The organism is Enterobacter sp. 4974935, from assembly GCF_058661735.1.
The window spans coordinates 427,312-451,480 of record NZ_JBZWGT010000003.1 but is presented as its reverse complement, the minus strand read 5'-3'; the positions used below and the strand labels follow the sequence as shown (position 1 = coordinate 451,480).

Sequence of the window (24,169 nt, the reverse complement as noted above, 5' to 3'; positions counted from 1 at the left end):
GTGATGATCCCAGGCGAATACCGGATCCAGTCCGGCAACATTGCGCTCAACGTCGGGCGCGAAACCCGAAGTGTGATCGTGGAAAACCACGGCGACAGGCCGATCCAGGTCGGCTCGCATTACCACTTTTACGAGGTCAACCCGGCGTTGAAATTCGATCGCGAAGCCACCCGAGGCTACCGACTCAACATCCCGGCCGGTACTGCCGTGCGCTTCGAGCCCGGCCAGAAGCGGGAAGTGGCGCTGGTGCAGGTGACGGGAGCGCAGCGCATTTTTGGTTTTCGCGGCGAGGTCATGGGCGAGGTGAAACATGGCTGAGATTTCACGCCAGGCGTATGCCGATATGTTCGGCCCCACTACCGGGGATAAAGTGCGGCTGGCCGACAGCGAGCTGTGGATCGAAGTGGAAGACGATCTCACGATCTACGGCGAAGAGGTTAAATTCGGCGGCGGAAAAGTGATCCGCGACGGCATGGGACAGGGGCAGATGACCGCCGACGACTGCGTGGATCTGGTGCTCACCAACGCGCTGATTGTCGATCACTGGGGGATTGTGAAAGCGGATATCGGCATAAAAGATGGGCGGATCTTCGCCGTCGGCAAAGCCGGAAACCCGGACATTCAGCCCGGCGTGACGATCCCGATTGGCGCGGCAACGGAAGTGATCGCCGCCGAAGGGAAGATCGTCACCCCTGGCGGGATCGACACCCATATCCACTGGATCTGTCCGCAGCAGGCGGAAGAGGCGCTGGTCTCCGGCGTCACCACCATGATCGGCGGCGGCACCGGCCCTGCGGCAGGTACAAACGCCACCACCTGCACGCCGGGGCCGTGGTATATCGCCCGCATGTTGCAGGCCGCCGATACGCTGCCGGTGAATATTGGCCTGCTGGGCAAAGGGAACGGTTCAAACCCGGACGCGCTGCGCGAGCAGATCGCGGCTGGCGCCATCGGGCTTAAGATCCACGAAGACTGGGGCGCGACGCCTGCGGCAATCAACTGCTCGCTGGAGGTCGCTGAAGAGATGGATATTCAGGTGGCGCTGCACAGCGACACGCTGAACGAGTCCGGTTTTGTCGAAGACACGCTGGCTGCCATCGCCGGGCGCACCATCCACACCTTCCACACCGAAGGGGCGGGCGGCGGCCATGCGCCGGATATCATCACCGCCTGCGCGCACCCGAATATTTTGCCCTCCTCCACCAACCCGACGCTGCCCTACACGGTGAATACCATCGACGAGCACCTGGACATGCTGATGGTCTGTCACCATCTCGACCCGGATATCGCCGAGGACGTGGCATTTGCGGAATCCCGTATTCGTCGGGAAACCATCGCCGCCGAAGACGTGCTGCACGATATCGGCGCGTTCTCGCTCACCTCGTCAGATTCACAGGCCATGGGCCGCGTGGGGGAAGTGATTATCCGCACCTGGCAGGTGGCGCACCGCATGAAGGTGCAGCGCGGCGCACTGCCGGAAGAGACAGGCGAGAACGACAACTTCCGCGTGAAGCGCTATGTCGCCAAATACACCATTAATCCGGCTCTTACCCACGGCATCGCCCATGAGGTCGGTTCTATTGAGGCGGGCAAGCTGGCGGATCTGGTGGTCTGGTCCCCCGCTTTCTTTGGCGTCAAACCGGCCACCATCGTCAAAGGCGGGATGATCGCCTGCGCGCCGATGGGCGACATCAACGCCTCGATCCCCACGCCGCAGCCGGTGCATTACCGCCCGATGTTTGGTGCACTTGGTGCCGCACGCCACGCCACGCGGCTGACGTTTGTCTCGCAGGCCGCTGATGCCAGCGGCATTCCGCAGCGGCTCGGATTGCAAAGCGCCACTGCGGTGGTGAAAGGCTGCCGGACGGTGAAAAAGGCCGACATGATCCACAACGATTTACAGCCGAATATCACCGTTGACTCGCAAACCTATGAGGTTCGCGTCGACGGCGAATTGATCACCAGCGAACCGGCAGAAGTTTTGCCGATGGCGCAACGCTATTTTCTGTTTTGAGGAGTGATGATGATTTATTTAACCCAACGCCTGGACCACGCGCACCCGATTACCTCCAGCGTCACGCTGCCGATTGACGTGCGGGTGAAAAGCCGCGCCCGCGTGGCGCTGAACGACGGTCGCGAAGCCGGGCTAATGCTGCCGCGCGGCCTGCTGCTGCGCGGGGGCGACCTGCTGACTACCGACGACGGCAGCGAAGTGATCGAAGTGATCGCCGCCCCGGAGTCGGTTTCCGTGGTGCGCTGCGCCGACCCTTTCCTGCTCGCCCGCGCCTGTTATCACCTAGGCAACCGCCACGTACCGCTGCAAATCATGCCCGGCGAACTGCGCTACCACCACGATCACGTTCTCGACGACATGCTACGTCAGTTCGGGCTGGAGGTGACCTTCGCCAGCCTGCCCTTTGAACCGGAAGCGGGCGCTTACACCAGCGATGCCCACAGCCATGGCCACTCCCACGCTCATTCACATTAAGGACTCATCATGCGTAAGTATTTGCCGTTGTTTCTGCTGGCCTTTTCCGTTCCGGCGCTTGCCCATCCCGGTCACGGGACCGACAGCTTTCAGGCAGGTTTTCTCCATCCGCTGACCGGGCTGGATCACCTGCTGATGCTGACGGGGGCTGGCGTGCTGTCCGCCCTGAGCGGCCGCAAGCTGCTGCTGCCGTTAGCAACGCTCGGCATGATGCTGGCTGGCGCCATTGCGGGCAGCCTGCTCGGCGGCTTTAGCGGCATGGAGATGCTGATTATCGCCTCACTGGCGGTCTGCGGCGTGATGATGTTTAAGACTGAAAATCGCCTGCTGCTGGCAGTGCCAGCCCTGGCGATGTTCCACGGCTGGGCGCACGGCGTGGAGATGTCCGGCCACAGCTTCTGGCTCTTTACCAGCGGATTTATGTTAGCCAGTGCCACGGTGCTGTGCGCCAGCTTCGCGGCAGGGCTGCTGCTGCGCCGTCACGACGGCCTGCGTAAAACCTTCGGCGGCGGGCTGATCGTCTCTGCCCTGCTGGCGCTGATGAGCTGATGGAGCACGCCCGCCAGCGGCTGCGCCTGATGCAGCTCTCCAGCAGTAGCCTGCCGGTCGGATCGTATACCTGGTCACAGGGGCTGGAGTGGGCTGTCGAGGCCGGGTGGATCACGGACGCTGAGGCCTTCAGGCGCTGGCAGATCCAGCAGATGGAGCAGAGCTTTTTCTGCGTCGACCTGCCGCTGTTTATCCGCCTGTACTGTGCCTGCGAGCAGCAGGACGTCGCGGCAGCAAAACGCTGGACGGCATACCTCCTCGCCTGTCGGGAAACGCGCGAACTGCGCGAGGAAGAACGCAACCGCGGCGCAGCCTTTACGCGCCTGGTTAAAAGCTGGGAACCCGCCTGCCCGCCAGAATGGCTGCCGCTGTTGATGCAGAGCCAGCTCGGCGGTATGGCGTGGCTCGGCGTGCGCTGGGGCATTAGCGCGCGCGAGCTGGCGCTGAGCCTCGGCTACAGCTGGATTGAGAGCGCGGTGATGGCGGGCGTCAAGCTGGTGCCGTTTGGGCAGCAGGCCGCACAACAGCTGATTATCGACCTGAGCGACCATTTTGCCGCCGGGTTTGAACAGGCATTTTTACGTGGCGACGACGCGCTGGGGGCAGCTACGCCGCTGTCCGCCATCGCCTCCGCACGCCACGAAACCCAATATTCACGACTATTCCGTTCCTGAGGAGTCAATATGGCTGATTACAAACATCCCCTGCGCGTTGGCGTGGGCGGCCCGGTAGGGTCGGGCAAAACCGCCCTGCTGGAAGCGCTCTGCAAGGCGATGCGCGACACCTATCATCTTGCGGTGGTGACTAACGATATCTACACCAAAGAGGATCAGCGCATCCTGACCGAGGCGGGTGCGCTTGAGCCAGAGCGCATCGTAGGGGTGGAAACGGGCGGCTGTCCGCACACCGCCATCCGCGAAGATGCCTCAATGAACCTGGCGGCGGTGGAAGCCTTGAGCGAGAAGTTCGGCAATCTGGATCTGATCTTCGTCGAAAGCGGCGGGGATAACCTGAGCGCGACCTTCAGCCCGGAGCTGGCGGACCTCACCATCTACGTGATCGACGTGGCCGAAGGGGAAAAAATCCCGCGCAAGGGCGGGCCGGGGATCACCAAATCCGATTTTCTGGTGATCAATAAAACCGACCTCGCGCCGTACGTGGGGGCGTCGCTGGAGGTAATGGAGCGCGACACTAATCGCATGCGCGGCGAGCGTCCGTGGACCTTTACCAACCTGAAGGCGGGTGACGGGCTGGCGACGATTATTGCGTTTCTGGAAGAGAAAGGGATGCTGCGGATGTAGTGCGGTTTATTGCCGGGTGGCGGCTTCGCCTGACCCGGCCTACGATTTTTGCAGACCCGGTAAGCGCAGCGCCACCGGGCAAAAGACTTACGCCTCAGGCAGCTCCGCCAGCGGCCAGCGCGGACGCACGGACACGCTCAGGTCAGCCGTGGCGCCAGCGTTCAGGCGCACCATCCCGGCGTAGGCGATCATCGCCCCGTTATCGGTACAAAATTCCGGACGCGCGTAGAACACTTCCCCACGACGCTTTTGCATCATTTCGGCAAGCTTCGCGCGCAGCGTACGGTTGGCGCTCACGCCACCGGCCATCACCAGGCGCTTAAAGCCCGTCTGATCCAGCGCACGCTTGCACTTGATCATCAGCGTATCCACCACCGCATCTTCGAACGCGCGGGCGATGTCGGCACGCGTCTGCTCGCTGTCGTCGTTATTGCGAATGGTGTTCGCCGCGAAGGTTTTCAGACCGGAGAAACTAAAATCCAGCCCCGGACGATCGGTCATCGGACGCGGGAAGACAAAGCGCCCTTCCGTTCCCTGCGCGGCCATTTTCGACAGCATTGGGCCGCCAGGATAATCCAGGCCCAGCAACTTGGCGGTTTTGTCGAAGGCTTCACCGGCCGCGTCGTCGATCGATTCGCCCAGCAGTTCATACTTGCCAATGCCCGTTACGCTAATCAGCTGCGTATGACCGCCGGAGACCAGCAGCGCCACAAACGGGAACGCTGGCGGATTGGCTTCCAGCATCGGAGCCAGAAGATGTCCTTCCATATGGTGAACCGGAATGGCCGGAACGTCCCACGCGAAGGCCAGCGAACGCCCTACCGTTGCGCCGACCAGCAGCGCGCCAACCAGGCCCGGTCCTGCAGTATAGGCCACGGCATCAATATCTTTTGCACTTAACCCGGCCTCTTTCAGTGCCGCCTGAATCAGGGGAACCGTTTTACGCACGTGGTCACGAGAGGCCAGTTCAGGCACGACGCCGCCGTAGTCAGCGTGCAATTTCACCTGACTATACAGTTGGTTGGCCAGAAGCCCTTTTTCGTCGTCGTAAATCGCGATGCCGGTTTCATCGCAGGATGTTTCAATACCCAGTACACGCATGACTTGTTTTACCTCGTTTCAATACCGCGCAGTGTAGAGCCTGGGCGGGTTGATGTAAAACTTTGTTCGCCCCAGGAAGAAGCCTCGTGTATACTCTTCCCCCTTATAAAAGTCCCTTTCAAAATCGCATCGGTGCTTTACAAAGCAGCAGCATTTGCAGTAAAATTCCGCACCATTTTGAAATAAGCTGGCGTTGATGCCAGCGGCAAACCGAATTTATTAAAGGTGAGAGTTACATGCCGGTAATTAAAGTACGTGAAAACGAGCCGTTCGACGTAGCACTGCGTCGCTTCAAACGTTCATGCGAGAAAGCAGGTGTTCTGGCTGAAGTTCGTCGTCGTGAGTTTTATGAAAAACCAACGACCGAACGTAAGCGCGCTAAAGCTTCCGCTGTGAAACGTCACGCGAAGAAACTGGCTCGCGAAAACGCACGCCGTACTCGTCTGTACTAATCTGTTGAGGGCCACAGCCCTCAATTGACAGACAGAGTTGTAGTCGTAAGGCCGTGCTTCCGGAAGGAATGCGCGGCTTGTTTTCGTTTATAAGTCGCTTAAATTTTTGGGGCATATGGCCGGAAGAATCCCACGCGTTTTCATCAATGACCTGCTTGCCAGAACCGACATCGTCGATCTCATCGACGCGCGGGTGAAGCTAAAAAAGCAGGGCAAGAACTACCATGCGTGCTGTCCGTTCCATAACGAAAAAACCCCCTCTTTCACCGTAAACGGTGAAAAGCAGTTCTACCATTGCTTCGGCTGTGGCGCACACGGTAATGCCGTCGATTTTTTGATGAACTACGATAAGCTCGAGTTCGTTGAAACCGTCGAAGAGCTGGCGGCGATGCATAACCTTGAAGTGCCGTATGAAGCAGGCAGTGGGCCAAGTCAGATCGAGCGCCATCAGCGGCAAACGCTATATCAGTTGATGGATGGCCTGAATTCGTTTTACCAACAGTCTCTTAAGCACTCTGCGGCTGAGCCTGCGCGTCAGTATCTGAACAAGCGCGGACTGAGCGACGATGTGATTGCGCGTTTCGCTATTGGTTACGCCCCGCCCGGCTGGGACAACGTGTTAAAGCGTTTTGGCGGCAATAGCGAAGATCGTAAATCCCTCATCGACGCAGGCATGCTGGTCACCAACGACCAGGGACGAAGCTACGACCGCTTCCGTGAACGGGTGATGTTCCCGATCCGCGACAAGCGTGGCCGGGTGATAGGTTTTGGTGGTCGCGTGCTGGGTGATGCCCTGCCGAAATACCTTAACTCCCCGGAAACCGATATTTTCCATAAGGGCCGCCAGCTTTACGGTCTTTATGAGGCACAGCAGGATAATGCGGAACCTCCGCGTCTTCTGGTCGTCGAAGGCTATATGGATGTTGTTGCGCTGGCGCAGTACGACATTAACTATGCCGTTGCGTCGCTGGGAACGTCCACCACGGCGGACCATATCCAGTTGCTGTTCCGCGTCACCAACAACGTGATTTGCTGTTACGACGGTGACCGCGCAGGACGCGACGCCGCCTGGCGAGCGCTGGAAACCGCGTTGCCGTATATGACCGACGGGCGTCAGCTACGCTTTATGTTCCTGCCCGACGGTGAAGACCCGGATACGCTGGTGCGTAAAGAGGGCAAAGCGGCATTTGAAGCGCGGATGGAGCAGGCTCAGCCGCTCTCCACGTTTCTGTTTAACAGCCTGATGCCGCAGGTGGATTTGAGTACCCCTGACGGGCGCGCGCAGCTCAGCACGCTGGCGTTGCCGTTAATCAGCCAGGTGCCCGGCGAAACGCTGCGCATCTATCTGCGTCAGGAGTTAGGCAACAAGCTCGGCATTCTGGATGACAGCCAGCTTGAACGTTTAATGCCTAAACAGGCTGAAAACGGCACGGTACGCCCCGCGCCTCAGCTAAAACGCACAACCATGCGTATACTGATAGGGTTGCTGGTGCAAAACCCCGAACTTGCTCCGCAAGTGCCGTCACTGGCGGGTTTGAACCACGAAAAATTGCCCGGACTTGGCTTATTTTCAGAATTGGTCAACACTTGTTTGTCGCAGCCAGGTCTGACCACCGGACAACTTTTAGAGCATTATCGCGGCACAAAAGAGGCCGCTACCCTTGAAAAACTGTCGATGTGGGACGATATAGCAGATAAGGATATCGCAGAAAAAACGTTCACCGACTCACTCAACCATATGTTTGATTCGATGCTTGAGTTGCGCCAGGAAGAGTTGATAGCTCGCGAGCGCACCCATGGCTTAAGCAGCGAAGAACGCCGGGAGCTCTGGATGATTAACCAGGAACTGGCGAAGAAATAAAAAATTTAACGGCTTAAGTGCCGAATATCGATCGGGAAGCCCCCGGCAGCCGCACTGAGAGGCAGCGGCAAAAATATAAGTACGCCCTCGCTTTAAAGGTTGGCAGCCCTATCGCCGACACCAATCAAACGAATTAAGTGTGGATACCGTCTTATGGAGCAAAACCCGCAGTCACAGCTGAAACTTCTTGTCCAACGCGGTAAGGAGCAAGGCTATCTGACCTATGCCGAGGTCAATGACCATCTGCCGGAAGATATCGTCGATTCAGATCAGATCGAAGATATCATCCAAATGATCAATGACATGGGCATTCAGGTGATGGAAGAAGCACCGGATGCCGATGATCTGTTGCTGGCTGAAACCTCCAACAACACTGACGAAGATGCGGAAGAAGCTGCTGCACAGGTACTGTCCAGCGTGGAATCTGAAATCGGGCGTACCACTGACCCGGTCCGCATGTACATGCGTGAAATGGGTACCGTTGAACTGTTGACCCGCGAAGGCGAAATTGACATCGCAAAACGCATCGAAGACGGGATCAACCAGGTTCAGTGCTCTGTTGCCGAATACCCGGAAGCGATTACCTATCTGCTGGAGCAGTACGATCGCGTTGAAGCGGAAGAAGCGCGTCTGTCCGATCTGATCACTGGCTTTGTCGACCCGAACGCTGAAGAAGATATGGCGCCAACCGCCACTCACGTCGGTTCTGAGCTGTCTCAGGAAGAGATGGATGACGACGAAGACGAAGATGAAGAAGAAGACGACGACAGCAGCGACGACGACAACAGCATCGACCCTGAACTGGCGCGCGAGAAGTTTGCCGAGCTGCGTACTCAGTACGAAGTGACGCGTGACACCATCAAAGCGAAAGGCCGCAGCCATGCTGCCGCTCAGGAAGAGATCCTGAAGCTGTCGGAAGTGTTCAAACAGTTCCGCCTGGTGCCAAAACAGTTCGACTACCTGGTGAACAGCATGCGCGTGATGATGGATCGCGTACGTACCCAGGAACGTATCATCATGAAGCTGTGTGTTGAACAGTGCAAAATGCCGAAGAAGAATTTCATCACCCTCTTCACCGGCAATGAAACCAGCGAAACCTGGTTCAACGCCGCTATCGCGATGAACAAGCCGTGGTCTGAAAAGCTGCACGACGTGAAAGAAGACGTACAGCGCGGCCTGCAAAAGCTGCATCAGATTGAAGAAGAGACCGGCCTGACCATCGAGCAGGTGAAAGACATCAACCGTCGTATGTCTATCGGTGAAGCGAAAGCCCGCCGTGCTAAGAAAGAGATGGTTGAAGCGAACTTACGTCTGGTTATCTCTATCGCCAAGAAATACACCAACCGTGGCCTGCAGTTCCTGGATCTGATTCAGGAAGGCAACATCGGTCTGATGAAAGCGGTAGATAAGTTTGAATACCGTCGTGGTTACAAGTTCTCCACCTATGCTACCTGGTGGATCCGTCAGGCGATCACCCGCTCTATCGCAGACCAGGCGCGCACCATCCGTATTCCGGTGCATATGATTGAGACCATCAACAAGCTCAACCGTATTTCTCGCCAGATGTTGCAGGAGATGGGTCGCGAGCCGACGCCGGAAGAGCTGGCTGAACGCATGCTGATGCCGGAAGACAAGATCCGTAAAGTGCTGAAAATCGCTAAAGAGCCAATCTCCATGGAAACACCAATTGGTGATGATGAAGATTCGCATCTGGGTGATTTCATCGAGGATACTACCCTCGAGCTGCCGCTGGACTCTGCCACCACCGAGAGCCTGCGTGCCGCTACGCACGACGTGCTGGCTGGCCTGACCGCCCGTGAAGCGAAAGTGCTGCGTATGCGTTTCGGTATCGATATGAACACCGACCACACGCTGGAAGAAGTGGGTAAACAGTTTGACGTGACCCGCGAACGTATCCGTCAGATCGAAGCGAAGGCGCTGCGTAAGCTGCGCCATCCGAGCCGCTCTGAAGTGCTGCGTAGCTTCCTGGACGATTAATCGGTCCTGAAATGAAAAAGCTCCCAATCGGGAGCTTTTTTTTTGTTTATTCCCTCTTCCTGTAGGAGAGGACCAGGGTGAGGGCATCAGGCCGCAGAGGAGCTAAAGCCCCCTCACCACCAGCGCCTCATCAAGTTCCCGATACGCCTCCACCAGCTTGTCCAGCGTCGCCCTGTTCAGCCCGCTCGGATTCGGCAACACCCACACCTGCGTTACGCCAATGGTAATGTTCTGCTTACCCCACTTCGCACCGCGCTGGCTGAACGCCTGCTCGTAGGCCTGCTTGCCGAGGATCGCCAGCGCCGCGGGCTGGTAGTCTTCAATCTTCTTCACCAGTTCCCGCCCGCCAGTACGCAGCTCATGCAGATTTACTTCGCTCGCCTGCACCGTTGGACGCTCGACCAGCATGGTGATGCCACAGCGCGTATCCAGCAGCTGCTGCTCTTCTTCCGGCTTAAGCTGTTTGTCGGTAAAACCGGCCTGGTGGATCACCTTCCAGAAGCGATTTCCCGGATGAGCAAAGTGAAAACCGGTGTGCGCCGAGGACTTGCCCGGGTTGATTCCGCAGAACACCACCCGCAGGCCAGGGGCCAGAATATCATTGATCATCTCTACTCCTGTCTATGCATCTTAAGATAAGTATAAAGGATTGATTATGCGTTGTTTATAAAAACAGCAGGCAGGTGTGAATGGCTGGATTGATGAGGGGAGTTACTTTATAATTCACCGCCACGGCCCCTTAGCTCAGTGGTTAGAGCAGGCGACTCATAATCGCTTGGTCGCTGGTTCAAGTCCAGCAGGGGCCACCAAATTTTAGCTTTAGAATCATATAATTAAGCCACTCTAACGAGTGGCTTTTTCTATGTAACTGACAGTGTTCCATTATCGTTACATGGCATCTTAACTGAACCCGATCTCGATCCAGACCCCAATTGTATGACGCAGATCAGAACACACTTAACTCCCCCCTCACCTGCCGCCTTGTGGATCAGTTTTGAAGATTAGCTTTTGTATCGAGTGACATGGCGGTAAATTTTTTTCGTTACAAAAATGGCGAGTATGCCCAGCAGAATTGAAGCTAAGCCAAGGAAAATCAATAAAGAAAGGATATGACTAAACAAGCCACCAAAGCTTGTAAAATCACCCAATCGAGCAAACTGCTCCGGAGTGAGTACACGAACGACGATCTCTGGAATAGTTAGAAAGAAAATAATCACCACTAGAACATAAATTGCCACTCTACCGCTTTTTTTCATTTTCTTCCTTGCCCCCTATGACAATGATGATCAATTATTGACAGGGTAATGTTACAACAAGGGAAATTACAATGGCAGACGGCTATGCAAAAATGAAGTTGCAATCAGAAAGGAATCTAGCCCTGGCGCTAACCAAAGCATTGCGAGAAATACAAGCTACCAATATGAGTGCTATCGAAAATCTAAAGCTTGGTACACAACGTATAATTAACTATGGTTCGTGCCTGATACCAGACGATTACTACCGCAATACCTGTCGCGAGCTAATAAATGAAGACCGCCGTCTCACATTAGCACTTGCCGAAATCTATAACCGAAACGATGTTGCTCTTGATATGGTTGAGATTTACTTTCAGAAAACTCTCAAAAGACTGGGAGAGCAAAAAAGTAACAATCTCGCTGCATTTCTTAAAAAGGAATTAGGCGATAAGGCTTATGAGTACGCTGAGAAATCTAGCAAACTAGCGCTGTCCTTAACTATTGCAAAGCTGATAATCAGTAGCGGCGATTTTCACGAGTCGCATATCAGAATGGTTAATTCTTTATCATCAATGTATGTTAACGGTGCTATAATCTATTCGAAAGCACAGGTGGCGGCGCTAGCAGCTAATAAGCTCAAATTTCAGGACTCTGCATATTACCAGGCATTGTACCAACAGAATCTGGAGATGCTTTACTTTCTTATTGAACCGCAAATGACAAAAATAATTTATCAAATTGAATCAGGTGGCAACAATGAGGAAATAATCGGCGATGCTTTATATGAGTTATTAAGAAGATGAAACGAGCAATATTATGGTTTTTGCAATCATATATTTATTATATCCCTATAGCGCTCATCGTTGCTGGTGCTTATCTTTTTGCGCGTTTCATCCCTGACTATTTTGGTATTCTTACCCTGACATGGATCATCATCGTTACCTATTTTTATGTAAAACATAATCGTTGGTTTTGATGGAAATCAGGAACCCCACATGCCACATGCGCACAAGAAAAAAGCCAGCCCCACACTCCCACGGTGTTGGCCTTGCTTTAAAGCAGTGATATTCACAACAGGTTAAAACACGTAACACATGCCCAGCGTAAATTCGTTAGAGACAATATGCGCCTTCATCTGCTCATCCTTTAAGCCACGCATGTTCGCATAGTTGTTATATCCACTGTCGATCTTACCCATATCGAAATAGTGCCCCGGTCGACATACAGACGCTCACCGCCTAAGTGCTCTTTCTGTTTGCCGCCAGAACGGTAGCCGGGATCATCGCGATCGGCAGGGCGACTACAATAGCTTTCATCTTCATCAACACTCCTTTGGAAAAGCATTCCGCACGGCGAACCATCGTCTGCCGGTGTCAGGAAAAGTCAGTGACACGAAGCGTAAGCACTCCCGAAAGGGCAAACTATTCGGGGGAATACGCGTTTTACCTGGTAATTTTAAGTAGGGACTGGTCTTGGTTTTAAAGCGATTGCTAGTTATTTCAACGGATTAGCGCTTATCATCAAAAGCAACCTGCTCATTTCATCTTTTACGCGCCCATCTTCACATTCTGCAATTCTAAAGAAATCCCCCATCGCGCCGATCATCATCCGTGTGTATTATTTCCAGTAGCTTTTACAACAACTAACCTTAACTCAAATACTTAAGCGCCAGAGCGAAAGGCATCATGAGCACACCGATCAAACGGCTAGAAATCATTAAAAATGCCATTGAGCTGGAAGATGACGACATCATCCGGAGCCAGTTGAAACGTCTCAAAGAGGAAGCCTTTGACGATAATCTCCTGTCCATCGTCGCGGCGCTTGAGCAGAAAAATTACACCGCAGCCCTTCGCGCTATCACCGCCTGGCTGCAAAGCCAGCGCGCCGTTACCCCGTGGCGTGACCCGCAGCTGGCGGCCAGCAAGCTGGAGCTGAAAGCTCTGGAAGAGCGCTTGCGCGATCTGATTGATCGCCGTAACGCCCGGGTACAGCAGCTTGATGAGTTCAACGATCTCTATTTCTCCCGCCTCGGGCCGTTGATGCAGCAGATCCTCGCCCTGCGTAAAACGCTGGCGGAGCTTAACCTGCGTCGTCAGCAGGCGGAGACGCGTCGTCGGGAAGAGGATTACCGCCGCTGCCAGGGCTATATGGCGCAGGCCGTAGAGGTTCTGACAACGCTCACCCGGCGCTGGCGAGATCTGCCTGCGGATTCCGTTCAGGCGGCAGAGGCGCGCAAGCATCTTCAGCAGCAAAGTAATCTGATTGCCAACCTGCTGGCCGAAGCGATGGAGCTGGAGAACGGTTTAACGCGTGAAGAAGAGCCAGCACGTCAGGCGCGCGATGAGGCCAACGAAGAGTACAAAAAGTATCGCGAACAGCATCATGATGCCGAAGTGCGCCTGGGTAAAGGCAAGGCTCTCTCTGAAGAGGATCGGAACGAGCTGAAGCGGCTCTGGCGTCAGGCGAGCAAGCTATGCCACCCGGATCTGGTTGCCGATGATTTAAAAGAGGAAGCCAACAGGATGATGGTGCAACTCAACCAGGCCAAACAGCGCGGCGACGTGAAGGCCATTCGCTCGCTGGTCGCCCGTCTGCAACAAGGGTTTGAACCGATGATGGCGAGCGACAGGCTGAACGACCTGGAACGTATTCGCAAAAAAATGGCGCAGGTGCGTGAGCAAATCGACACCCTGGTGAACGAGCTGGCAGAGCTGGAGAAGGAAGAGTCCTGGCTGCTCGTCTCGTCGCTCAGCAATATGGAAGCCTACTTTGCCCAGCAGGAGAAAGCGCTGAGAGAGGTATGCGCCTCGCTCGAACATCAGGTGAGCGAAGCGCAGCTGGATCCCGCAGCCTGATTATTTGGCGTGCCAGTACGCACTGGCACGTACCAGCTGTGGGTCAATTGCGTCGGTTTCAAACTGACGGCTCAGGCGTTTCACCACCTTCCCCTCTCCGGTCAGCCAGATAAAGTAATCCTCTTCCGGCACGGCCAGCGCTGCAAGATGGTCGGCTACCGCCTGCTCGTTGTGGCCGATAACCCAGGTGATGTTGAACCCGCTCAGGTGCGCCAGATAGTCCTGGTACGCCGCATCGCCCACGGTGACGATGGCGTGGATCGCCGGGGGAACAGGCAGTTTTGCGATGCTTTCTAAACGGCGACGCAGCGCGGGCATACCCGACTCGTCGCACACGTACAACTGCCAGGCGTAATCTTCCGGCACCACCAGCGAACCACGCGGACCGCCGATGGTCAGCTTGTCGCCCACCTTCGCCTCTACCGCCCAGTTGCTGGCAATGCCGCCATCATGCACGAAAAAATCGAGCGCCAGCTCGTGTTTTTCGTCATCGTACAGCGGGGTGTAGTCACGCGCCTGCGGACGCACCCCGTCGCCCCAGTCGATGCCTTCATCGGTCACCACAGGCGGCGCGAAAGGGGTGCCCGGTGCCGGGAAAAAGACTTTGGTATGGTCGTCAAAGCCGCGAGAGCTAAAGCCCTCCAGCGCCTCGCCGCCTAGTACAATGCGCTGAAATCCTGCGCTGACTCGCTCAGTGCGCATCACGTTCAGCTCACGAAAACGCAGGTCATTGCGGACACGTTGAGGGTAACGGGTAGATGCCATGTTGATGCCCTTCTCAGGTGAATACGATATATCGGAATGAATTTTTAATGATAATGATTGCTATTAACTCAGAAATCAAGATCTTTTAGATTGCATCTGAATATATCTTAGATATAGTTTAGATATATCAAATTGAGGAAGAAACATGCGACACGAACACGACGGCGGCGGACGCCGGCCACGATTTTTTGGCCATGGTGATTTGCGGCTGGTGATCCTGGATATCCTGACCCGCAACGCGAGCCATGGTTATGAGCTGATTAAAGAGATCGAGAACCTGACGCAGGGACATTACACGCCAAGCCCTGGCGTGATCTACCCGACGCTGGATTACTTGCAGGATCAGGCGCTGATCACCATTACCGAAGAAGAGAACGGCCGTAAGCGGATTGCGATTAACGCCGCCGGGCAGCAATGGCTGGATGACAATCGGGAACAGCTGGAGCAGATCCAGACGCGTATCAAGGCGCGCTCCGTCGGGTTCCAGCTGCGCAAAAACCCACAGATGAAGCGGGCGCTGGATAACTTCAAAGCGGTTCTGGATCTGAAGGTTAATCAGGGAGAACTCAGCGACGCGCAGTTAAAACAGATTATCGGCGTGATTGACCGCGCGGCACTGGAGATCTCCCAGCTGGATTAAGCCAGCACGCCGTCGCTCACGCGGAACACGCGGACCAGCTCTTTCAGGTGCATCGCCTGTTCGTTAAGGGATGCCGCCGCCGCAACGGACTCCTCCACCAGCGCGGAGTTCTGCTGGGTGGTGGCGTCTATCAGGCCAATCGCGCTGTTGATCTGCGAGATACCTTCCGTCTGTTCATGGCTGGCCTGGCGAATTTCACGCAGGATGACGTCCATCTCTTCCACGTTGCCGACCATGCCGTTGATAAGCCCGCTGGCTTTCTCCACAAGGTTCATGCCGTCCTGCGTCTGGCTTGTGGAGCTTTCAATCAGCTGGCGGATCTCACTCGCTGATGTTGCACTTTTCTGCGCGAGCTGGCGTACCTCGCCCGCCACCACCGCAAAGCCGCGACCATGCTCACCTGCGCGCGCCGCTTCGACCGCCGCGTTCAGCGCCAGAATGTTGGTCTGGAAGGCAATGGCGTCGATCAGGTCGATAATGTCGGACATCCTGTTCGATGTTTCGTTAATCAGGCGCATTTTGCTGGTGACCTGCTTCATCATCTCGCCGTTGTTTTTTACCACGGCAGCCGCATCGGCAGACAGGTTCGTCGCTTCTCCGGTGTGGGACGCGGTGTTCTTCACCGTGGCGGTAATCTGCTCCATCGACGCGGCCGTCTGCTCAACGGAACTGGCCTGCTCCTCCGTGCGGGCAGCCAGATCCTGGTTGCCTGCGACAATCTGCGCGGCGGCGCTGGAGATGTTTTCCGATCCGGTTTGCACCTGCTGCACAATCTCCAGCAGGCGCGTTTTCATCTCCATCAATGCGGTGAGGAGCAGTCCGGTTTCATCTTTACCGTGCGAGGTAATACTGCCGGTGAGATCGCCATCGGCGATGGCCTCCGCAAAATTCACCGCGTCGTTCAGCGGGCGGGTAATGGATCGCACAATGAACCAGCCAGTCAGGCTGGCTGCCGCGACGCTGAAAAGCGTAATCAGGATCAGCAGCAGACGATTAGTGCGGAAATCGCCTTCCACCTGCTCGCCCGCACTCTGCATTTCATGATCCTGGATCGCAATCAGCGCCTGCACTTTCGCTTTATAAGACTGTTGCAGGTCCAGGGTGTTGGTCATCATCTCGTTTATCGCGCCCGCACGGTCGTTATTCTGCACGGCCTGCAAAATGCGGTAGCGCGAGTCAAGATATTGCTGGCGTACGCCGTGGATGTCCGCCAGCACCTGTTGGGATTTTTTATCCTTGAGAGCGTTGTCCAGCTCGCTCAGGATTGCGGTGATGCGCTCGCTTATCGCCTTCAGACGCTGTTCTGATTGCGTCGTGTACGTTCCCTGTTCGTCCAGCAGCATGAGCTGCTGCGTGCTGATAAATTCCTGGAAGTTGTCGATTAACTGGTTCGCTTTTACCGTAGTTGGATAGTCGCTGGTAAGAATGGTTTGCATTCCATTGTTTGCCCGATTCAGGCTCATCAGAGACAAGCTTGCGCTGACGACCATCAGGACAATAAATAATCCAAACGCCAGAAATAATTTCGTGCCGATCTTTACGTCATGTATGAACATATTTACCCCATCGATGTGATTATTTCTCAGACGATCGCTGTTATCGGTAGGAAACTCGCTAACTTTATGACTTTGATCGTTTTTTTATTTCTCACTTTCAATGAATCCGGGGCATAGCAATTAAAAATCGGGTACTTTTTTTAGTTACTTAATATTTCATTAACAACATAACTTATTCTGAAAAACAAAAAAGCCGTTTACCCCGGAGGAATAAACGGCTTTATCGAAGCATGCATTTCTTAATGCAGCACGGTAACCGCATCTTCAAGACGTCCGGCCCGGTGCTTAACCATCGCGGAAATCTGCGCGCTCTCTTCGACCAGGTCAGCATTTTTCTGCGTAATGCTGTCCAGTTCTGCCACGGCACGGGTCAGCTCTGTCAGGCCTGTCGCCTGCTCGGAGGTGGAGTGGCTGATCTGCGCGATAAGCTGCGTGACGTTTTTCACCTGCTCGACAATATCATCCATGGTACGTCCCGCGGCGTGGACCTGATCGGCGCCCGACTGCACTTTGCTGGCGCTGGCGTCGATCAGCTTGCGAATATCGTTAGCCGCGTTCGCGCTGCGGCTGGCAAGATGACGCACTTCGCCCGCCACCACCGCAAAGCCTTTCCCCTGTTCGCCCGCGCGTGCCGCCTCAACCGCGGCGTTCAGCGCCAGAATATTGGTCTGGAAGGCGATGTCATTGATAAGCGAGGTAATAGAGCCAATGCGCTGGGTACTGTCGGCAATGTCATCCATGGTTTTCACCACGGTCTGCATCACGGTGCCGCCCTGCGTGGCCGCGCTGCTGGCAGCCATCGACAGCTTGTCGACTTCGGCTGCGGTCTCGGAGTTACTTTGTACCGACGCCGCCATCTGGTTCATTGTTGCCACAGTCTGCTGCACGTTAGCCACGGTCTGGCGCGTGCGGTCGTTGAGATCTTCATTGCCCTGCGCCAGCCTGTCGCTGCCGTCGCGCACGCTCACCACCTGGCTGGAGACGTCGTTGATAAGCCAGCGGCACATCAGCCCCAGTTGTCCGACGGCCCGCAGCGTCAGCCCCAGTTCATCGCTGCGGTTAAGATGCTGCACGCTGTTACGCTCGCCGGTAGCGACCCTGAGCGCCTGCCGTGCGACGTTTTCCACCGGGCGGACAATCTGTTGCTCAAACACCAGGGTGCCAAGCAGCATCACCACGGCTGCCGCCGCCAGCGAAGCCCAGCCCGCGGCACTGGCAACCAGCGTTGCGGCCATCACCGCGAAAAGTACCGCCATTACGCTACGCACGCGCCAGCGCAGCGGCATCGCCGGTAATTTGCCGAGCCAGCCTTTGCGTACCACCAGCCCTTTATGAATGCGTTTTTTGCTACGTCCTTCATTGAGCGCCTTATAAAGCGGCTCCACCGCGGCGACCTCGTCCTCGGTGGCGCGGGTACGAATGGACATATAGCCCGTCATCTGACCGTTACGCACCATTGGTACCGCATTGGCGCGTACCCAATAGTGATCGCCATTTTTACGTCGGTTTTTGACAATCCCGCTCCAGGGCTCGCCCTTTTGCAGCGTGTACCACATGTCGGCAAAAGCCGCTTTCGGCATATCGGGGTGGCGCACAATGTTGTGCGGCTGCCCGAGCAACTCCTGAAGCGTAAAGCCACTCACTTGCACAAAGGTGTCGTTAGTGTGGGTCATGTAGCTGTGGAGGTCGGTGGTCGACATAAGCGTGGTGTCATCGTCCAGCGGATATTCATTCTGGGTGACATAGTCAGGAGAGGACATAGTGAGCATCCCTTGCAGGTTATTTGAATGTTAATTTTGTGGCTTATGTTTTTTCGGCGATAAAAAATTTATCTTTAGTTGTTAAATATGATTGAGATCGCAAATCTCGGTTAAACCGCACTTTTCGTACGCTTTTCTAATTAATTGATTTAAAATACTTTCGACACGAAACTACCTACAAAGCATGATCCCCCGGCGCACACTTAAGGCACATTTCCTGCCCTGGAGCAGTGCAATTGACGAAACCCCATCCCCGGCTCGTTATCCCTTATCCCGTGCGGCGCGCGATGGCATGATTAAATATTGTGCAACTTTGATTTCACCTGGCGTTTATCCCGATTTTTGTTAAGGCATCTGAGGTGGCGTAATCCCTGCAATACTTAACTCAGTATCATGTGATACGCGATCCCCGGGAGCATATTTTGAACAGGTTACCTTCCAGCGCCTCGGCTCTTGCCTGTACCGCGCACGCACTGAATCTCATTGAAAAGCGAACGCTTGATCATGAGGAGATGAAACAACTTAACCGTGAGGTCATTGATTACTTTAAAGAGCATGTGAATCCTGGTTTTCTGGAGTATCGCAAATCTGTTACCGCCGGCGGGGATTACGGAGCCGTAGAGTGGCAAGCGGGGAGTCTGAATACGCTTGTCGACACCCAGGGACAGGAGTTTATCGATTGCCTGGGTGGTTTTGGTATTTTCAACGTGGGGCACCGTAATCCAGTTGTGGTTTCCGCCGTACAGAATCAACTTGCGAAACAACCTCTCCATAGCCAGGAACTGCTCGATCCGCTTCGCGCCATGCTCGCGAAAACGCTGGCAGCCTTAACGCCCGGTAAGCTGAAATACAGCTTCTTCAGCAACAGCGGCACCGAATCGGTCGAAGCGGCGATTAAACTCGCCAAAGCGTACCAGTCGCCGCGCGGGAAATTCACCTTTATCGCCACCAGCGGCGCGTTCCACGGGAAATCCCTGGGCGCACTGTCGGCGACCGCCAAATCCACCTTCCGCAAACCGTTTATGCCGCTGCTGCCGGGCTTCCGCCACGTACCGTTCGGCGACATCAACGCCATGCGCACCATGCTGAGTGAATGCCGTAAAACCGGCGACGACGTGGCGGCGGTGATCCTGGAGCCGATTCAGGGCGAAGGCGGGGTGATCCTCCCGCCGCAGGGCTATCTGCCCGCCGTGCGTCAGCTGTGCGATGAGTTTGGCGCGCTGCTGATCTTCGACGAAGTGCAGACCGGGATGGGGCGCACCGGCAGGATGTTCGCCTGCGAGCATGAGAACGTTCAGCCAGACATTTTATGCCTGGCGAAAGCGCTCGGCGGCGGCGTGATGCCGATTGGCGCAACGGTCGCCACTGAGGAGGTCTTCTCGGTGCTATTCGACAACCCGTTCTTACATACCACCACCTTTGGCGGTAACCCGCTGGCCTGTGCGGCAGCGCTGGCCACCATCAACGTGCTGCTGGAGCAAAACCTGCCTGCGCAGGCGGAGCAGAAAGGCGACATGCTGCTGGACGGCTTCCGTCAGCTGGGCCGGGAATACCCGGATTTGGTACAGGATGCACGCGGGAAAGGGATGCTGATGGCGATTGAGTTCGTTGATAACGAAACCGGTTATAGCTTCGCAAGCGAGATGTTCCGCCAGCGGGTACTGGTGGCGGGAACGCTCAACAACTCGAAAACCATCCGCATTGAGCCACCGTTGACGCTCACCATTGAGCAGTGTGAGCAGGTGCTGAAGGCGGCGCGTAAGGCGCTGGCGGCGCTGCGGGTGAGCGTGGAAGAGGCGTAAAAAACGCCGGGTGGCGCTACGCTTACCCGGCCTACAACATACTGCAGATGTCGGCCCGGTAAGCGCAGCGCCACCGGGCTGCTTTTTATCGGTGAAACTCTGCCACCGTCATGGTGAAGCGAAGCACGGTATCGCTTTCATTGGCATAGCCGTGCGCCGCTTCCGTTTTCGCCACCGCCGACGCGCCAGCATTAACCTGTGCCACCGTCTCGTCCACCGTCAGGGTTAATACGCCTTCGTTCACGTGCAGCAGTTCAAACGTTCCCGCCGGATGTCCCGGAGAGGTGAACGTTTCTCCCGGATGCATCTCCCACTGCCACAGCTCAATCATGTCCGGGCCTGCGGTGCCTGCCAGCAATCTGGCGTAACCGCCCTGTGCGCCCTGCCACAGAACTGGGATCGCCTCTTCCTGAATAATGTGTACCTGCGGCTCGCTGGAGACATTAACGATATCTGCCACCGAAACGCCAAGCGCGGCGGCCAGTTTACACAGAATGGCAATGCTGGGGTTGGCAGCCCCTTTTTCGATCTCCACCAGCATGCCTTTGCTGACGCTGGCGCGGCGAGAAAGCTCGTCCAGCGACAGTTTTTTCTCTTTCCGCCAGCTGCGGATACGGTTCGCGACGGCCAGGCTTACCTGGGCAACATCGGCGCCCGCGTCGGTCATTATATTGACTTTATCAGTCACTGGTCACTACCATGGTATAAAACAGTCAATACAGGATTATTTATGTCTCTTGTAGCACCGTCAATAGATTCGCGACTTGTCGGGATCGCGCCCGGCTTTCGGGCGTTGAGCATTCAGGTTGAAGCCGCCCCGATCACCCAACCGGAGGTTGCTCCCGCCGCGCTGGCGCAGGTCTGCCAGCAGATGCTCAATGATGATGTGCCCTGGGCAGAAAATCATCTCGCCGCCTGGGATGAGGTGTTTAAAGCCTTTGGTGCAAAACCCAAACGTACGCCCTGCTCGGCCTCGGCTCTGCGTAAGCGCGTGATGAGAGACGGTTCGCTGCCGCCGCTCGACCCGGTGGTGGATATCTATAATGCCATCAGCATCCGCTACGCTATTCCGGTGGGGGGAGAAAATCTGGCGGCTTACGCGGGTGCGCCGCGCCTGACGCTGGCCGACGGCAGCGAGCCGTTTGATACCTTTAAAGAGGGTGAGCCGGTAGTCGAAAACCCGGAACCAGGCGAAGTTATCTGGCGTGACGATCTTGGCGTCACCTGCCGCCGCTGGAACTGGCGACAGGGGATACGCACACGTCTGGACAGCCAGGCGCAGTCCATGTGGTTTATTCTCGAAAGCCTGCCGTCGATGCCGCTAGCGGCATTACAGGAAGCTGGCGATGAGCTGGTGAGCAATCTACAAAAGCTGATGCCGGGCGCGACGGCGCGTGTTCAGTTGCTGGAGCTGGCGTGAACAACGCCGGGTGGCGCTTCGCTTACCCGGCCTACAAAATCAACCCCCCCGTACCCGTAGGCCCGGTAAGTGCAGCGCCACCGGGCAAACACCGCACCATCCTCCCGTAGGCCCGGTAAGCGTAGCGCCACCGGGCAAACACCGCCCCCTCTCGCCCCCGTAGGCCCGGTAAGCGCAGCGCCACCGGGCAAAACGCTACTCCGGCAACAACCCCACAAAGCAGCGTTTTTTGCGCGGCTCTGACATCAACTCTTCAAGCTTGTCCACGCACGCCAGATAGTGTGGCGTTTGCTTATGCGCCAACACCGCCTCTTCGTCTTTATAGGCCTCATAGATAAAGAACCGGGTTTTCACCCTCGGGTCCTGCAAGACGTCAAAGCGCAGGTTTCCCGGCTCCTGGATCGCCCCCTCGTGGTTGGCGCGAAATACCTCCAGAAACTCATCCACCCGCTCGGGTTTGATGTTGATTTCCACCAGCGTCACGTTCATTTTGCTTCTCCCTGTTTCTCTTCCTGCCAGAACTGGAACGCCTCACGGGCGCTCATGTTCTCGTGAACCACTTTCTTCACCGCCTTCAGCATGGCGAGCGGCGCGCTGGACTGGAAGATGTTGCGCCCCATATCCACGCCGGACGCGCCCTGGTCAATCGCCCGCCAGCACATCTCAAGCGCCTCATGCTCCGGCAGCTTTTTGCCGCCCGCGATAACAATCGGCACCGGGCAGCTGGCGGTCACTTTTTCAAAGCCCTCGTCCACGTAGTAGGTTTTGACGAACTGGGCCCCCATTTCGGCAGCGATGCGGCTGGCGAGCGAGAAATAGCGCGCGTCGCGCGCCATCTCTTTACCCACGCCCGTCACCGCCAGCGTCGGCATGCCGTAACGCGCCCCCGCATCCACCAGCTTGATGATGTTGTTGATCGACTGATGTTCAAACGGGCTTCCGATATAGACCTGCGCCGCCACCGCGCAGACGTTCAGGCGCAGCGCGTCTTCCATCGCAACCGCCACGCACTCGTTAGACAGCTCGCCCAGAATCGAGTTACCGCCGGAGGCGCGCAGCACCACCGGTTTGTTCGTCGCGGCAGGTACCTGGCTCCTGAGGATGCCGCGGGTACACATCAGCACGTCGGTTTCGCCAAACAGCGGCGCGATGGAGAGATCGATACGCTCAAGGCCGGTGGTCGGTCCCTGAAAGTAACCGTGGTCAAAGGCCAGCATCACCGTGCGGTTGCTCTGCGGGTTGAAAATGCGCGAAAGACGGGACTGCATGCCCCAGTCGAGCGAACCGCAGCCCTTCAGGGTGTACGGCACATTCTGCTGCGGCGTACCGATGCCAAAATCCTTGCCGTCTTTGATGTCGTCTAAATCAGCCATTTGCTCCCCCGTCAGAAATCGTATTTGCTGATGTTCTCTTTGGTGAACACCACCCGCTCCGGCAGCAGCACGATGCCGTTGCCCTTCGCCTCATACTGGTAGCCCTGCACGCTGTTCGGCTCGACCTTCAGCGTCCCGATATCTTTCACCTCCACGATGTCGCCAGGGTTAAGATCGCCCTTTTTCAGCAAACGATCGGCGACATTGACTGCAATTTTGCCCTGCTGCACCACGTCCCACAGGCCGAAGGCTTTCACCGTGCCGCGCTCAACGTACGGACGCATCACGTTTGGCGTGCTGAAGCCGACAATCGCCACCCCTTCCCGCTTCAGGTTTTCCGCCGCCTGTGCCGCCGCCGGCAGGGCGTTGGCGTCCGGGGCGATGATCGCATCCAGATCCGGATAGGCTTTTAAGATCCCCTCGGCGGTTTGCAGGGATTTAGTGGCGTCGTTATAGCCAAACTGCGTGGTGACGACCTGCCACTGGGGATGGTCTTTCTCGATTTTGGCCTTCGCCTCTTTCACCCACTGGTTCTGGTCGGTGACGGTGGGGCTGGAGTAGAAGAACGCCACTTTAGCGTTCGGTTTGGTGACCTGTTTGCCTGCCATCTCCACCAGCAGGCCGCCCAGCTGTTCCGGCGTGCCCTGGTTGATGTAAATGCTGCGGCACTCCGGTTTGGTGTCGGAATCCCAGGTCAGGACCTTCACGCCGCGCTGCATCGCGCGCTTCAGCGCCGGGCAGAGACCGTCCGGCGACACGGCAGAGACGATGATGGCGTTATAGCCCTGGTTGACGAAGTTATTGATCAGCTGCACCTGGCCGGAGACGCTCGGCTCGGTCGGGCCGTCGTAAGTCACGTCCACGCCAAGATCTTTCCCCGCCTCTTTCGCGCCGTTGCCGCCGCTGGTGAAGAATCCCACACCCACCAGTTTCGGGATAAAGGCAATGCGGTCCGCCGCCTGCGCCGAAGCGAAGCTGAGGGCCATTGCCAGGACGAGCAGTTTTGTTTTCAT

Annotated in this window: 24 protein-coding genes, 1 tRNA gene and 1 pseudogene; 15 read left to right on the top strand and 11 right to left on the bottom strand. The window is 56.2% G+C overall.

Annotated features, from left to right (window positions below; translation table 11 throughout):
• Positions 1–3: 3 nt before the first annotated feature.
• Genes AC4OVS_RS03345 through ureG form a run of 6 tightly spaced genes read left to right on the top strand, consistent with a single transcriptional unit; the run spans position 4 to position 4,338 of the window.
• Positions 4–318 (top strand): urease subunit beta, encoded by a 315-nt coding sequence (locus AC4OVS_RS03345; RefSeq protein WP_022649443.1) that lies wholly within the window; start codon positions 4–6, stop codon positions 316–318.
• On the top strand, positions 311–2,014 hold the full coding sequence (gene ureC, locus AC4OVS_RS03340; RefSeq protein WP_023306978.1) for an urease subunit alpha: 1,704 nt from the start codon (positions 311–313) through the stop codon (positions 2,012–2,014). Before AC4OVS_RS03345 ends, ureC begins: the two co-directional genes overlap by 8 nt.
• Positions 2,015–2,023: 9 nt before the next feature.
• Entirely contained in the window at positions 2,024–2,488 is a 465-nt protein-coding gene (ureE, locus tag AC4OVS_RS03335) for an urease accessory protein UreE (RefSeq protein ID WP_038416753.1), read from the top strand.
• 9 nt (positions 2,489–2,497) lie between these two features.
• Positions 2,498–3,037: a HupE/UreJ family protein gene (locus AC4OVS_RS03330; RefSeq protein WP_193131720.1), complete on the top strand. Its 540-nt coding sequence runs from the start codon at positions 2,498–2,500 to the stop codon at positions 3,035–3,037.
• A complete protein-coding gene (locus AC4OVS_RS03325; RefSeq protein WP_449506382.1) occupies positions 3,037–3,711 on the top strand; it encodes an urease accessory protein UreF in 675 nt (224 codons plus the stop codon). The genes AC4OVS_RS03330 and AC4OVS_RS03325 overlap by 1 nt, the downstream gene beginning before the upstream one ends.
• 9 nt (positions 3,712–3,720) lie before the next feature.
• On the top strand, positions 3,721–4,338 hold the full coding sequence (gene ureG, locus AC4OVS_RS03320) for an urease accessory protein UreG (protein ID WP_023298635.1): 618 nt from the start codon (positions 3,721–3,723) through the stop codon (positions 4,336–4,338).
• An 87-nt stretch (positions 4,339–4,425) separates the two neighbouring features.
• Here ureG and tsaD read toward each other — a convergent pair whose 3' ends face one another.
• The gene (gene tsaD / locus AC4OVS_RS03315; protein WP_022649449.1) at positions 4,426–5,439 is read right to left on the bottom strand and encodes a tRNA (adenosine(37)-N6)-threonylcarbamoyltransferase complex transferase subunit TsaD; all 1,014 of its coding nucleotides are present in this window, start codon (positions 5,437–5,439) and stop codon (positions 4,426–4,428) included.
• Between the two features lie 236 nt (positions 5,440–5,675).
• On the opposite strand from tsaD, the gene rpsU reads away from it, so the two are divergent.
• The 3 genes from rpsU (at position 5,676) to rpoD (ending at position 9,750) form a co-directional block, all read left to right on the top strand.
• Positions 5,676–5,891 (top strand): 30S ribosomal protein S21, encoded by a 216-nt coding sequence (gene rpsU / locus AC4OVS_RS03310; protein ID WP_001144069.1) that lies wholly within the window; start codon positions 5,676–5,678, stop codon positions 5,889–5,891.
• Between the two features lie 115 nt (positions 5,892–6,006).
• Positions 6,007–7,752 (top strand): DNA primase, encoded by a 1,746-nt coding sequence (gene dnaG, locus AC4OVS_RS03305; protein ID WP_003862574.1) that lies wholly within the window; start codon positions 6,007–6,009, stop codon positions 7,750–7,752.
• A gap of 153 nt (positions 7,753–7,905) precedes the next feature.
• Positions 7,906–9,750 (top strand): RNA polymerase sigma factor RpoD, encoded by a 1,845-nt coding sequence (rpoD, locus tag AC4OVS_RS03300; protein ID WP_006812010.1) that lies wholly within the window; start codon positions 7,906–7,908, stop codon positions 9,748–9,750.
• A 102-nt stretch (positions 9,751–9,852) separates the two neighbouring features.
• Here the strand turns inward: rpoD and mug are convergent, their stop codons facing one another.
• Entirely contained in the window at positions 9,853–10,359 is a 507-nt protein-coding gene (gene mug, locus AC4OVS_RS03295) for a G/U mismatch-specific DNA glycosylase (RefSeq protein WP_023298636.1), read from the bottom strand.
• Positions 10,360–10,483: 124 nt separating this feature from the next.
• On the opposite strand from mug, the gene AC4OVS_RS03290 reads away from it, so the two are divergent.
• Positions 10,484–10,559 (top strand) — tRNA-Ile (locus tag AC4OVS_RS03290).
• A gap of 192 nt (positions 10,560–10,751) precedes the next feature.
• On the opposite strand, the gene AC4OVS_RS03285 is transcribed toward AC4OVS_RS03290, so the two are convergent.
• The gene (locus tag AC4OVS_RS03285) at positions 10,752–11,006 is read right to left on the bottom strand and encodes a hypothetical protein (protein ID WP_022649451.1); all 255 of its coding nucleotides are present in this window, start codon (positions 11,004–11,006) and stop codon (positions 10,752–10,754) included.
• A gap of 71 nt (positions 11,007–11,077) precedes the next feature.
• On the opposite strand from AC4OVS_RS03285, the gene AC4OVS_RS03280 reads away from it, so the two are divergent.
• The gene (locus AC4OVS_RS03280; RefSeq protein ID WP_022649452.1) at positions 11,078–11,788 is read left to right on the top strand and encodes a hypothetical protein; all 711 of its coding nucleotides are present in this window, start codon (positions 11,078–11,080) and stop codon (positions 11,786–11,788) included.
• A 275-nt stretch (positions 11,789–12,063) separates the two neighbouring features.
• Here the strand turns inward: AC4OVS_RS03280 and AC4OVS_RS03275 are convergent.
• Positions 12,064–12,218 (bottom strand): annotated as a pseudogene (locus AC4OVS_RS03275) (outer membrane protein); the annotation flags it as partial.
• 452 nt (positions 12,219–12,670) lie between these two features.
• Between AC4OVS_RS03275 and AC4OVS_RS03270 the strand changes: the two are divergent.
• The gene (locus AC4OVS_RS03270; RefSeq protein ID WP_063841070.1) at positions 12,671–13,840 is read left to right on the top strand and encodes a coiled-coil domain-containing protein; all 1,170 of its coding nucleotides are present in this window, start codon (positions 12,671–12,673) and stop codon (positions 13,838–13,840) included.
• Here AC4OVS_RS03270 and AC4OVS_RS03265 read toward each other — a convergent pair whose 3' ends face one another.
• The gene (locus AC4OVS_RS03265; protein ID WP_491922175.1) at positions 13,841–14,605 is read right to left on the bottom strand and encodes a siderophore-interacting protein; all 765 of its coding nucleotides are present in this window, start codon (positions 14,603–14,605) and stop codon (positions 13,841–13,843) included. It abuts the gene before it with no gap.
• 145 nt (positions 14,606–14,750) lie between these two features.
• Here AC4OVS_RS03265 and AC4OVS_RS03260 point away from each other — a divergent pair, with 145 nt between their 5' ends.
• Positions 14,751–15,245, top strand: coding sequence for a PadR family transcriptional regulator (locus AC4OVS_RS03260; RefSeq protein WP_017382401.1), 495 nt, complete (start codon positions 14,751–14,753; stop codon positions 15,243–15,245).
• On the opposite strand, the gene AC4OVS_RS03255 is transcribed toward AC4OVS_RS03260, so the two are convergent.
• Both AC4OVS_RS03255 and AC4OVS_RS03250 read right to left on the bottom strand, forming a co-directional pair.
• Positions 15,242–16,801: a methyl-accepting chemotaxis protein gene (locus AC4OVS_RS03255; protein ID WP_032626345.1), complete on the bottom strand. Its 1,560-nt coding sequence runs from the start codon at positions 16,799–16,801 to the stop codon at positions 15,242–15,244. The two genes, AC4OVS_RS03260 and AC4OVS_RS03255, sit on opposite strands and share 4 nt — an antisense overlap.
• 239 nt (positions 16,802–17,040) lie before the next feature.
• Positions 17,041–18,561: a methyl-accepting chemotaxis protein gene (locus AC4OVS_RS03250; protein WP_063149079.1), complete on the bottom strand. Its 1,521-nt coding sequence runs from the start codon at positions 18,559–18,561 to the stop codon at positions 17,041–17,043.
• A 422-nt stretch (positions 18,562–18,983) separates the two neighbouring features.
• Here AC4OVS_RS03250 and ygjG point away from each other — a divergent pair, with 422 nt between their 5' ends.
• Positions 18,984–20,363 carry a putrescine aminotransferase gene (ygjG, locus tag AC4OVS_RS03245; RefSeq protein ID WP_022649457.1) on the top strand — a complete coding sequence of 460 codons (1,380 nt, stop codon included), beginning with the start codon at positions 18,984–18,986 and terminating at the stop codon, positions 20,361–20,363.
• Between the two features lie 85 nt (positions 20,364–20,448).
• Here the strand turns inward: ygjG and AC4OVS_RS03240 are convergent, their stop codons facing one another.
• Entirely contained in the window at positions 20,449–21,030 is a 582-nt protein-coding gene (locus tag AC4OVS_RS03240; RefSeq protein ID WP_491922751.1) for a helix-turn-helix domain-containing protein, read from the bottom strand.
• 63 nt (positions 21,031–21,093) lie between these two features.
• Here AC4OVS_RS03240 and AC4OVS_RS03235 point away from each other — a divergent pair, with 63 nt between their 5' ends.
• Positions 21,094–21,783, top strand: a complete 690-nt coding sequence (locus AC4OVS_RS03235) for a B3/B4 domain-containing protein (RefSeq protein WP_023298680.1) — start codon at positions 21,094–21,096, stop codon at positions 21,781–21,783.
• A 195-nt stretch (positions 21,784–21,978) separates the two neighbouring features.
• Here the strand turns inward: AC4OVS_RS03235 and lsrG are convergent, their stop codons facing one another.
• The 3 genes from lsrG to lsrB are packed head-to-tail and all read right to left on the bottom strand — an operon-like array spanning position 21,979 to position 24,169.
• Entirely contained in the window at positions 21,979–22,272 is a 294-nt protein-coding gene (gene lsrG, locus AC4OVS_RS03230) for a (4S)-4-hydroxy-5-phosphonooxypentane-2,3-dione isomerase (protein ID WP_022649458.1), read from the bottom strand.
• Positions 22,269–23,156 (bottom strand): 3-hydroxy-5-phosphonooxypentane-2,4-dione thiolase, encoded by an 888-nt coding sequence (lsrF, locus tag AC4OVS_RS03225; protein ID WP_022649459.1) that lies wholly within the window; start codon positions 23,154–23,156, stop codon positions 22,269–22,271. The genes lsrG and lsrF overlap by 4 nt, the downstream gene beginning before the upstream one ends.
• Before the next feature lie 11 nt (positions 23,157–23,167).
• Positions 23,168–24,169 carry an autoinducer 2 ABC transporter substrate-binding protein LsrB gene (lsrB, locus tag AC4OVS_RS03220; protein ID WP_491922174.1) on the bottom strand — a complete coding sequence of 334 codons (1,002 nt, stop codon included), beginning with the start codon at positions 24,167–24,169 and terminating at the stop codon, positions 23,168–23,170.